Annotated in this window: 8 protein-coding genes; 6 read left to right on the top strand and 2 right to left on the bottom strand. The window is 49.6% G+C overall.

Annotated features, from left to right (window positions below):
- Window positions 1-74: 74 nt before the first annotated feature.
- The 4 genes from B4W65_RS08905 to B4W65_RS08920 all read left to right on the top strand — a co-directional run bounded on the left by B4W65_RS08905 (window position 75) and on the right by B4W65_RS08920 (window position 8,386).
- Window positions 75-5,288, top strand: a complete 5,214-nt coding sequence (locus B4W65_RS08905) for a T9SS type B sorting domain-containing protein (RefSeq protein WP_088654803.1) — start codon at window positions 75-77, stop codon at window positions 5,286-5,288.
- Between the two features lie 68 nt (window positions 5,289-5,356).
- Entirely contained in the window at window positions 5,357-6,400 is a 1,044-nt protein-coding gene (locus tag B4W65_RS08910; RefSeq protein WP_088654804.1) for a PorP/SprF family type IX secretion system membrane protein, read from the top strand.
- Window positions 6,401-6,486: 86 nt separating this feature from the next.
- On the top strand, window positions 6,487-7,383 hold the full coding sequence (locus B4W65_RS08915) for a T9SS type B sorting domain-containing protein (protein WP_240509532.1): 897 nt from the start codon (window positions 6,487-6,489) through the stop codon (window positions 7,381-7,383).
- Window positions 7,384-7,387: 4 nt separating this feature from the next.
- Complete coding sequence (locus B4W65_RS08920) at window positions 7,388-8,386, top strand: PorP/SprF family type IX secretion system membrane protein (RefSeq protein WP_088654806.1); 999 nt, start codon at window positions 7,388-7,390, stop codon at window positions 8,384-8,386.
- On the opposite strand, the gene B4W65_RS08925 is transcribed toward B4W65_RS08920, so the two are convergent.
- Window positions 8,383-9,108: a uracil-DNA glycosylase gene (locus B4W65_RS08925; RefSeq protein WP_088654807.1), complete on the bottom strand. Its 726-nt coding sequence runs from the start codon at window positions 9,106-9,108 to the stop codon at window positions 8,383-8,385. The two genes, B4W65_RS08920 and B4W65_RS08925, sit on opposite strands and share 4 nt — an antisense overlap.
- A gap of 78 nt (window positions 9,109-9,186) precedes the next feature.
- On the opposite strand from B4W65_RS08925, the gene B4W65_RS08930 reads away from it, so the two are divergent.
- Together B4W65_RS08930 and B4W65_RS08935 are read left to right on the top strand one after the other, a co-directional pair.
- Window positions 9,187-9,948, top strand: coding sequence for a 5'-nucleotidase C-terminal domain-containing protein (locus B4W65_RS08930; protein WP_158522814.1), 762 nt, complete (start codon window positions 9,187-9,189; stop codon window positions 9,946-9,948).
- Window positions 9,949-9,959: 11 nt separating this feature from the next.
- Window positions 9,960-10,862: a bifunctional metallophosphatase/5'-nucleotidase gene (locus B4W65_RS08935; RefSeq protein WP_088654809.1), complete on the top strand. Its 903-nt coding sequence runs from the start codon at window positions 9,960-9,962 to the stop codon at window positions 10,860-10,862.
- On the opposite strand, the gene B4W65_RS08940 is transcribed toward B4W65_RS08935, so the two are convergent.
- Complete coding sequence (locus B4W65_RS08940; protein WP_088654810.1) at window positions 10,848-11,312, bottom strand: Lrp/AsnC ligand binding domain-containing protein; 465 nt, start codon at window positions 11,310-11,312, stop codon at window positions 10,848-10,850. The genes B4W65_RS08935 and B4W65_RS08940 overlap by 15 nt on opposite strands.
- Window positions 11,313-11,426 lie beyond the last annotated feature (114 nt).

The following is an 11,426-nucleotide window of genomic DNA, read 5'->3' on the forward strand; positions in this document are numbered from 1 at the left end:
TATGTTTGTCAAACAATTGATGCCCTTTACATCCTGTTGCAAGCAAACAACCACATAATAACCCTGTTGCTGCTATGAGAAATTTTACAAAATTATTGCTGTCGGCCACCCTTATGTTGCTGACCAACTTGACAGGCACTTATGCCCAGGTAGACCAAACCTTCTGGTTTGTAGCACCCGAAACCACCAGGCAACACGCAAAGACACCTGGCATATTGCGCGTTACGGCCTTCGACCAGACGGCCCAGGTGCGCATTTCGCAGCCGGCCAACCCCGACTTCCATCCCATTGAACTGACCGTGCCCGCCGGCACCCAGCAAAAGGTGGAGTTTCACGACTATGGGCAGAACATCACCGGTTACAACAGTTCCGGAGTATGGACTTCGGGACTCAATGTGGAACCTCCCAGGCGAGGCGACGGATCGTTGGAGCTCGAAAAAATGCTTTCGGCCATTGAAAATGCCACGATGGACCCGGTAACCTGGGGCGGAAGCACAGTACTGAATCACGACTGGCCGGGCATCGCAAGCAACGAACCCACCGGAGTGAGCGGACCCGGCGACATTCCCATTCTCAACAAGGGCCTGCTTATCGAATCGACCAACGGGGCCGATATTTCCGTTTACTACGAGGTGGCCAACCCGCGTAACCCCGAACGCTTCAATATGAAAGGACGCAACGCCCTGGGACAAAATTTCCTGATTCCATCCCAGAATGCTTTCATGAATTACAGCGGCATGCGCACAGCGCGGGAGAAAGTGGACATTGTAGCTACCCAGGACGGAACAACCGTTACCATCAACTTTGATCCTGCAAGCCATAACTTTGTGGGAAAACCCAGCAGCGGATCCTCATTCACCGTAACACTCGATCGGGGGGAAACCTTTGTGTTGCGCTCAAACACCCAGACAAGAACAGCTCATTTGGGGGGTATATTTATTGAAGCCGACAAAGACATCGCCATTACCATTTCCGACGATTCCATTATTGAGTCGACCAGCCACATTCACTACGACTTAACGGGCGACCAGCTGATCCCCGTAAACATAGCCGGAACCACTTACATAGCTGTTCACCCTTCGCACGGCACCCGTTTTCAAAGCACCTATGAGGGTGGCGACAACGGTTCGGTATCCAATCAGGTATTCATTTGGCCGGTAGGCGACCCCACTGTTATAAAAATCAATGGTGCAGCGGTAAAGGACGGAGGGGGAGACAAAATGTTCTCCAAAGGTCAATTTCATGTAGAGCAAATCTCAGAGAACGGCATCTACATCGAGACCAACCAGCCGGTTATTGTCTACCAGGTTTCGAGCTATAAGTACGAATTGGGCAGCGCAGTCTTACCCGCCCTGGAATGTACCGGTTCACGCTCCGTTAGCTTTGCCAGGGTTTACGACGAAAATTTCTTCATTCAAATCCTGACCAAAAACAAAAACATTCTGAACGAAAGCGGCCAGAGCAACTTGCAGGCTTATTACCAAACAGCAGGGGGCGGCACCGTTGACGTAACCAACCAGCTCTTTACTGCGGCCGATGGCCAGACTTCCTCCGGATGGCAACTGGTTGATGACACCGGCATAACAGACGGAGATGAACAATGGTACACCTACGTTAAATATTTTGACGGCGGTCAGGGCTTTCCTACCGGAGTGCCCATCACAGTTAAATTTCGCGATAATGCCGACAATGCCATCTTCAGCGACGAGCTGTTCCACCTGAGTGTGCTCGACGCCAACGGTGCCAGTATGAGTTACGGCTACTTTTCTGCCTACAACTCCGTAGCCATTTCAGCACCGGCAGCCGCTTGTGTGGGCACCGACATTGAACTGCGCACCAATGGGGTTTTGGCCGACTGGTACCATGAGTCGGACCCCATCACGCCCTTTGAAGAGAGTGCCGCCGAGGTTCACGTGTCTAACCCGGGCACCTACTGGGTATTGATTCCCAATTCCAGCTGTCAGTCCTCCGACCCCGTCACCATCGACTACATCATACCCGACTTTGACCTGGGCGATGATTTCACAGCCTGCCCCGGCGACCTAATTGAGCTGGGCATAGACGAATTGCCCTACCATGCCGACTATACCTGGACCGTAAACGGAACCGAAGTGGCCGAAGGAGATCCCTGGTCGCACAGCTTTACAGCAGCAGAAAACAGCAGTTACTCCATTAGGCTGACCGTCTCTGCAGAATTGTACGGCATCGTTTGCGAACACTCCGATGAAATTGTCATCACCGTTGGCCCCGAACCCTTCATTTCTCTTTCTGAAAACGAGGCCGTATGTGCAGGCAGCGAACTGATCGCGGAGTACCGCGATTACCAAAGCTACGAATGGACTTTGAACGGAACCGTTGTCTCTACCGAGAACAGCTTTGTTCCGGAGGAGGCAGGCCTCTACACCCTGGTGGTTCGTACCACCGATGGTTGTGAAGCCACTCAGGACATTCAGGTAAGCATCCACGACTTACCGGTGGTCGCACTGGATGATCTGATGGATTGTGTTGGAGAAAACGGCGTATTTCAGATAAATGGCTTTACAGCCGGTTCAAGTTTCAGGTGGTACAATGGAAATACCGAAGCCTGGTCGGCCCCCACTACCGGCACCTCCTCCACCTTTACCGCCACAGCCCCTATGGAGCAACTTGTTGTGGAAGTTACCGACAATAATGGTTGTGTGGCCACTGCCGAAGGTTCCTTCGGCTGGTATGCCGAAAAGGTTTTTGAACAAGAAGACATTGTCATTTGCTTCGCGGGCCAATACACCATTGAAGTAGACGAGGAGAACAACTTCATTAATCCAGTTTGGGATTATCGTGCCCAGGAAAGCGACCCATGGATGGGGTTAGACGCAACCAACCAAGTCCACAACGATACGGAGTTGACCGTTTACCCCAACAATACCGATCAATTTTCGGGAGACTATCGCATCCGGGCCGATTACTTGGTTGATCCCATTACCAATGCCACCTGTCCGGTTGAGGGGCAATTCAACCTGACCATTGAGGCCATTCCGACAATTACACTGGTCCCTGCCCTGCAAAACGAAACACAAATGTGTCAGGGCGACACCATTACCATCACCATCAGTGAAAATACCCTGGACGAATCCATTCGCAACTTTCAGTGGAGTTACAGCGCAACCGAAGGCGGCACTTATTTGGAACTTACTGATGCCACCAATTCCTGGGTAGAAGCCACAACCGAGGGCTGGTACAAAGTAGATGTGGTTTACGGAGTGAACATGTGTTTTGCCGAAGGAAAAATCGCAGTCAGCACCATTGATGCGCCACAAATGTCAGTAAATGATGTCATTGTTTGTCCCGATGGGGAGGCAACTCTGGGCATATTGGGCTTCTATGCACCATTCAACTATGCCACAGAACCATCGGCAATGCAGTGGATCAAAGCTGAACCTGGCCTGCCCATTGCTCCGACCCACCCCATACTCTCAGAAGATGAAGAGATGGTGATAAATCCTGTAAACAATGAATCTGCAGGCTTTTACAGAGTAACCGCCTATGATGATTACGGCTGCTTCGTCTCCAATTACATAGAAGTGGGTATGTACAACGTTCCTGCTTTCTCTCTCGACAATGCTACCATCTGTGAAGGGGAGGCTTATTCGCTCGCCTTACCTGAAGCATTGGACGGAGCAGTCGGCACTGCCCTTTGGGAAAGGAGAAACAACGATGCCACCTACTCCCCAATTCAAGCAGCAGATGTGAGCACTTTGGAAGCTGGCAGCCATACCCTTCGTTTGAGCTTTACTACCGACGACGGATGTATTGAAAGCGCGGAAATGACCCTGACCGTTTTACCGGCACCGGAATTCAGTCTGCCTGCCGGAGACGTTTGCGAGGGGGACGACATCACGATTATTGCCGAGGACTCATTCAGTAATTACAGCTGGAGCATGCCCGGGAATGCGCTTGAAGGCCCCAATGAAATCAGTTTTACCCCCAACGCCAACGGCACGGTCACATTGACGGTGACCGACGAAAACGGCTGTACGGCCACACAGTCCACGGAAGTGAGCATGCATACCCTTCCTGCTGTGTCTTTAAGCGATCAAACAGCCTGTCCCGACGAAATCATCACCTTCAGTGTGCCCCACGACCCGGCCACCCATACCATCATTTGGACCCTGCCATCGGGCAGGACAATGCGTGGCACCAACAGCATAAATACGGTGGAAGGGACTTATACGGTAACTGTGGCCGATCAATACGGCTGTAGCGCAAGCGCTTCGGCCAATGCCAACTGGGACGAATTCCCCTGGGTCTATTTTGGCCCGAACCTGGTAGATATTTGTCCCTTTGAACTGCCCAGAACCATTGCAGCCGAGGGCGATCGTGACCAATGGACCGTAAAAACCTGGCACGACGGCCTGTACGAAGGAGAATACGAGCGCATTGCCAGTCTCAGCGACACCGTGAACGTCATTCGGGTAATGAATGCAGATGGATGCTGGTCCACCGCCAGTCAGTCCGTCCTCCTGGCCCTGCCTTCGCAATTTGAAGCTGGCCGTGATGTGGAAGCCTGTGAGCCCGTGGACGGAACGCCATTTGAGGAAATACTCGAGGCCGGTGAATTCACCTACTACGACGACTCCAACGAGGAATTGCTGGAACTGCCCATTGAGCATTACACCTGGTTCCGTCAGGCCAGTGAGGACAGCGAGCTGGAGCTCTTGGCGTCTGGAGAAGAGGCTCGGGAATTTGTCGCCACCCAGGGAGGACGCTATCTTGTTGAGGTATTTGATGGTTGCTGGTCGCTGACCGACACCTTCAACATCGACCTCTTCCCCTCTCCGGTCATTACCGGTATAGACTCCACCATTTACCAACAGATTGTGGTTATGGCCGAAAGTGGAACCGAACCCTACACCTACACCCTGAACGATGGACAAGCGCAAGACGATCCGACCTTTACAGGCCTGGGAAATGGCGATTACACAGTATTTGTAGTGGATGCCAGGGGCTGTGAGGCCAGTACCACCTTCCGCTTCGAATCGAGCTACGACATCACCGTCCCCAATTTCCTTACACCCAACGGCGATGGATACAACGACACCTGGCTGATTGAGGGACTGGAGAAACTCCCGGAATCGATCATCTATATCTACGACCGCTACGGAAAACTTTTGAAAAAATATACCTCCAACGATCCGGCCTGGAACGGCGAGTACCTGAGTCGCCCCGTTCCCTCTGACGATTACTGGTACGTTATTCACCTTTTACCGATAGATAAGTTGCTTAAAGGACATTTTACATTGAAGCGCTAAAGAAACAAGGACGCGAAAAGGGAAACTTTGGTTTCCCTTTTCCTAAAAACCCTTAACCGAGTAATATAATGAAGATCTGGAAAATACTGGTTACCATATCACTCTTACTGCTGTTTACAGGAATCAATGCGCAACGCTATTTTGTAACCAATCAGTATGTGTACGACCTGTTTTTAATGAATCCTTCGGCTGCAGCTTACAACCGAAGCTGCATCAGCATCAACGGTTTTTACCAGCGACAATGGTTTGGAATGGATGAGGCGCCCACCACGCAGCTTTTGGCCGCCCAATTGCCCCTCGGTGGGAACATTGGATCGGGGACCTACCTGTACAACGACCGAAATGGTAACAACCGTAAGTTGAGTTTAATGCAGGCCTTCTCAGTTGAAGTTAAATTGAGAGAGAATCAGCGCGGCAATACTTCCCTGGTGTTTGGCTTGGCGGCCCTGCTCGAACAGGCCTCTATCGATCAAAGCAGTTTTGAAGGCGGCGTGGGTATCGACCCGGCAATCAATGGAAATTCAGACGGAGGTTTTGGTTTCAATGCGAACACCGGAATGATGTTGCGCATTAACAAGCACCACATTGGGGCATCGGTCACCAATATTTTTCCGCAAAACAACCCCATGTACAATTCGGAATGGGAGCCGGAGTTGCCGGTGGACCTGCATGTACATGCCGGCACCTGGTTCAAGTATCCCGGAAGAGAAGTTTATTTTGAACCCCTGCTTTACTACCGCCAAAACTCGCTCGACGACAAGCGACTGGATATAAATATGAAACTGGACTTTCCCACTTATAAGGACCAGTTCTCTTTCTGGGGGATTTTGGCCTATCGGCACACCCTCGATCACAAATGGGGAAAAAGTTTGGGCGCAGCAACCACTGTGGGCATCAACTACAAGGGGCTAAATGTGGGACTGGAGCACCAACTGGGTTTAACAACTGCTCAGGGCCATTATGGCAGTGCAGTTATGTTGGTTTTTGGCTACAATTTCTGCTCCGGCCAGCGCATTCGCTCCCTTCCCTGTTCCGAAAGAGATCCGATGTTGCAGGGAGATTTTGGCGACGGACCAAGATCACGGCGAAAAGGACTGTTCCGCAAGCGTTAACAACCAGCAACCCAAAATTAATCACGCAAGTCTGCCGCATGTGCAAATTTAACCAGAGACTATTTTTTCTAATTTTTCTATACTTGGTGTTTGCCTACACCGGGGCAGGGGGACAATCCCTCGGGCAGGATCCTGTTGCCAACACCCCCGTTGTGGCCAACAACGACTTTGGTCGCACCTATAAAATGGCCACGGTCGAAATCAACGTTTCCCGCAACGATTACGGCATTGGAGTTGGCATCAGCGGCATAGAAATCACAACGCCCCCAAGCAACGGTAGGGCCTGGGTCAACGACAATTACGCCATTGTTTATGAACCCGATCCACAGTATATTGGTCCTGATGAACTGCGTTACCAGATTTGCAATACTTCAGGCTTTTGTGGCAGCGCAACGGTTTCTATTATGGTCGACGAGTACGACTATGCCCCTTTGGCGCACGACGACCATATGGAGGCCTTTGAGTTAAAAAATCTGCGCATCGATGTTCTGGAAAACGATGAGTGGTTGTACGACCTGCCGTTACGTGTTGAAATTGTGCGGGACTTCCATAATGGGGCAGCCACCATCTTGGAGGACTTAAAAATTGCGCCCAATTTTAGTCGTCCCTTTGATGGCACCGATTCCCTTATGTACCGGGTGTGCGACCGCGAAGACGATTGCTCAGAGGCCTGGCTCTATGTTAAGATGAGTCATAAAGCAGAAGTGACGTATTTTATTCCCGAGGGCTTTTCTCCCAATGGCGACGGCATCAACGACTTTTTTACCATTCCCGATTTTGAAGGGATACAAAATATGCATCTGGAAGTATATACGCGCACAGGGGTATTGGTCTTTAAGCAGGAAAACTTTAGCAACAGCTGGGATGGACGCGCCAATAAAGGCAATTATAAGGGACAGGAACTGGAAAGTGGCACCTATTATTACCTCCTGGAGGTAAAAGGCCTCGAAGTATTTAGGGGCTTTATTTACCTGAGCAGATAACCATATGAGCAGAAATAAACCTACATATCATTTTTTAAAAGCCCTTCTTCTGATTGTTGGTCTTCTGGGCCTTTCACTTCCCGGTCTGGCTCAACAGCAAGCTCTTTTTACGCAATTTGATTATCGTCCCCTTTGGATGAATCCGGCTTTTGCCGGTTCACGCAACTCCCTGGCTATTGATTTAGCAACCCGCCAGCAATGGATTGGCGTAGAAGGAGCACCCATGACCTATTATGCCAGTGCACACCTGCCCATTAATGAAACAATGATGAGTGCAGGCGTATCCCTGCAAAGCGATAAAGCAGGTCCTGTTATGGCCAACGAGTTCAGCATTTCTTATGCCTACTTGCTGCGCATCAACGGCAACCATTTGCTGTCGGCAGGCATCAATGCCGGAGTGGGCAATCATTGGGTGGGACTTAATAAACTGGCGCTCAATGAGGCCAACGACCCCAATTTTCAAGCCAACATAGAGAATGGTTTCACCCCGGTGTTTGGAGCAGGTCTGGTTTTACATTCCCCCTGGTACCATTTGGGCTTTTCCATGCCGGGCATTTTACCTGCGCGACTCGATTTTGAAGGAGAAAACGCTTTGCAATACCAGCGCAATCAGGTCTACTACTTTACTGCCGGAACTGAAATTGGACTGGCCTATGACCATAATGTAAGTGCAGCCATATTGGCACGAATGGAAGAAGGATTGGAGAACGCCATTGATTTTAACCTAAGCTACCAATATGCGGGGCGTTTCTCGCTGGGTGGCAGCTGGCGGATGAGCCAGGCCTTTGCGCTGATAGCGGGCGTGCAAATCAACGAAAACTTCCGAGTCACCTATTCGTACGACTACCCCCTGGGGAACCAACCCCTGAATCTGAGCAGCAGCCAGGAAATTACGCTCTCATTTGATTTGTACGGCCCCATCATTCCTAATCTCGACAGAGATTTCTTCACAAAAAGGAAATCCGGCGACGACGGAACCACCAAATCCATTCGTTACTTCTAAACGCATCCCAGCCAATCAATATCGGAGACTCTGGCGAAAGGGTTCCTGCCAAACAAAAAATCATCGGGATGATCCTGACAGATCATCGGGTGTCGGCTCTCAATTTTTTGGAGTCCTGACAAATGGGCAACTACTCCCTGGGCGTGTTTGCCCCACAGCAACCAGCGCAAATCGGGTCGTAAGCGATGAATGTAAGCCAATAATTGCCGCGTAAAAGGGGCCCAAAGCGCAGCGTGACTGCCCGGAACACCCATTCGACAGGAAAAGGAAGTATTGATGAGCAAAACACCCTGTTGTTCCCATTGCTTAAACAGCTGTGCTGGAGGAGCAAGCTCAAAACGGCCGGCACGCATTTCTGACAAAACCTCTTTAAAAGTAAGAATGCGCTTGTTTTGTGCTGCATAAAGCGCACGAACAATATTTCTGAGACTCGTGTTTCTAAAGGGAGTGTACCACGATTGCAGGGGTCCGACTTCAAAGGCTCTGCCGGTAGCCACGCCATCCTGCGGATAGGGATCCTGCCCCAAAACAACGACTTTGATGGCCTGTAAATCAAGCTCCAAAAACCGAAGCATAACAGTAAATGGAGGGGTTATCGGACCATCCTGCCCGAGTTTCTGCACAAGATCAAAAAGGCTGGTAAGCACTTCCGCATCAAAAAATGGCTGCCAGGAGCTGTGCGGCCGAAGACCAAAAATAGATTCAAACTTATTGTACGTCATGTTTGTTCTTAAAATGATTAGGTAATATTAATGCTTAGGATGCTAAAATCCCTATTTTTAAGGCAAAATTCGATCCCTATGAAGGTTCTTTTTCAATTCCTGCTGCTGCTTTTATTGGCTACTGCTGCCTGTCAATCCCCGCCCGTATCCCATCGCCTCCAACATTTCGAAATCATCGAATTGGACGATCCTGATCTGGCCGACACTACGCTCCTTGCCTACATCCAACCCTATCGCGACTCGCTGAACGAGGCTATGAACGAAGTACTTGTACACAATGAGGAGCGCCTGATCCCCACCAAGCCAGAAAGTCCCCTAACCTCCCTGGTGGCAGATATGGTGCTGGAACAGGGTATGGCGTTTATTCACGAAGCCAGTCTCCCCAATCACCCTGCTGTTGCACTTATCAACAGTAGGGGACTGCGCAGTCCCCTACCTCAGGGGAAGGTGCTCAGGCGACATGCTTTTGAAATCATGCCCTTTGAGAACGTCTTGACTGCCGTTTTGCTGGATGGTCGCCAGACCTTAGCTCTTTTTGACCACATCTACAGTGAAAACGGAGACGGATTGGCCGGTGCCACCTGTGATTTCACACCCGACGGCACACAGAACATACGCATCAATGGTAAGGCCTTGCAAACAACAGCGCATTATTGGATATTCACTTCCAACTACCTGGCTGAGGGAGGCGATGGCTACAGCATGCTAAGCGAAGCAGACACCATCATCAGTTCCAGCTATGCCATTCGCGACATTATTATTGAAAAGCTGCAAGCCTACGCCTCAGCCAACAAGAAAGTACCCCATCAATTTTCAACGCGCATTAAAGATTTACGCTAAGCCATAAAAGCATGAACAGCAGAAGAAGTTTCATCAAAAAGAGTCTGGCAGGAGCCGCCCTCCTGGCTTTTCCTTTGTCGGGAGAAGCCTTTTTTAAAAAAGAAAGCACCCGAATTGTCATCCTGCATACCAGCGATCTGCACAGCCGCATAGACCCCTTTCCAAAAGATCATCCCCACTATCCCGGTAAAGGCGGCTTTGCCCAACGAGCAGCACAAATACAAAAAATCCGTAAAGAAAACGAACACGTTTTGCTGTTCGACTCAGGAGATATTCTGCAGGGAACGCCCTATTTTAACTTTTACAAAGGGCAACCGGAATTTGAGCTGATGTCGCGCATGGGCTACGATGCAGCAACCCTGGGCAACCACGAATTTGACAATGGTCTGGAAGCACTGAACCAACTGTTGCCGCACGCCACCTTTCCATTTATAAGTGCCAATTACCATTTTGAAAACACAGCACTCAAGGGAAAAATCAGCCCCTGGAAAATATTTCAAAAAGGACGGGTTAAAATTGGGGTTCTCGGGCTGGGCATAGATCCTAAGGGTCTCATTGCCGACTCCAACTACAGAGGAATGGAATGGAGCAACCCCCTGGAAACCGGAGAGACAACCGCTGCCTATTTAAAGCAACAGGGCTGCCATTTGGTCGTGGCCCTGTCTCATCTGGGCTTGCAGATGGACCGTGGACGCTATGACGATATACAGCTGGCTGCCCATTCAACAAACATTGATCTTATTCTGGGGGGACATACCCACAGCTTTATGGAACGTCCCTTGCTGACCCAAAATGCAGCCGGAAAAGAAATTCCGATCTTGCACTCTGGTCAGCATGGAGTTCAAATGGGGCGTTTGGATTTTGAATTTGGGTCCAAAGCGGAAGAAAGTCCTTACCAACTACTCAATGGGTAGTTGGCGTTTGAACGACTCATCGAGTGAAATAATGGTTTCCGTTGAGGAAATTCCGGGAATGGACTGCAACTTGTCGTGTAAGATACGCTTTAGATGCTCGTTGCTTTGCGCATAAATCTTAATGAAGATGGCGTATTGACCGGTGGTATAATGACACTCTACAATCTCCGGAACCTGCTCCAACATTTGCACCACCTTATCGAACAAACTGGCTTTTTTTAGAAAAACACCCATAAAAGCACAGGTATGAAAACCAATTTTTGAAGGATTCAGTACGAATTCAGAACCTTTGATTACGCCTATATTCATCAACCGTTGTATCCGCTGATGAATGGCAGCGCCAGACACTTTGCATTCTCTGGCTACTTCCAGAAATGGAATACGGGCATTTTTAGTTATGAGACTTAAAATTTTCTTATCGAGGTGATCTATTTGTACGTTGGCTTCCATATTGAAAATTAATAAGGTAACAAATCATCAGTACGACAATCTTCTGACTGCGCAATATCTACGAATTTAAAATAAATACGCCAATCTACAAACAATCTGTAAGTATTTTCACAC

Origin of the sequence: Geofilum rhodophaeum (assembly GCF_002210225.1) — a bacterium.
GTDB classification, from domain to species: Bacteria; Bacteroidota; Bacteroidia; order Bacteroidales; family Marinilabiliaceae; genus Geofilum; species Geofilum rhodophaeum.

What these genes read in the sequence shown, in the direction of transcription:
- B4W65_RS08905 (WP_088654803.1), top strand. Translation starts at nt 75, where the DNA reads ATGAGAAATTTTACAAAATTATTGCTGTCGGCCACCCTTATGTTGCTG.
- B4W65_RS08910 (WP_088654804.1), top strand. Translation starts at nt 5,357, where the DNA reads ATGAAGATCTGGAAAATACTGGTTACCATATCACTCTTACTGCTGTTT.
- B4W65_RS08925 (WP_088654807.1), bottom strand. Translation starts at nt 9,108, where the DNA reads ATGACGTACAATAAGTTTGAATCTATTTTTGGTCTTCGGCCGCACAGC.
- B4W65_RS08930 (WP_158522814.1), top strand. Translation starts at nt 9,187, where the DNA reads ATGAAGGTTCTTTTTCAATTCCTGCTGCTGCTTTTATTGGCTACTGCT.
- B4W65_RS08920 (WP_088654806.1), top strand. Translation starts at nt 7,388, where the DNA reads ATGAGCAGAAATAAACCTACATATCATTTTTTAAAAGCCCTTCTTCTG.
- B4W65_RS08940 (WP_088654810.1), bottom strand. Translation starts at nt 11,312, where the DNA reads ATGGAAGCCAACGTACAAATAGATCACCTCGATAAGAAAATTTTAAGT.
- B4W65_RS08935 (WP_088654809.1), top strand. Translation starts at nt 9,960, where the DNA reads ATGAACAGCAGAAGAAGTTTCATCAAAAAGAGTCTGGCAGGAGCCGCC.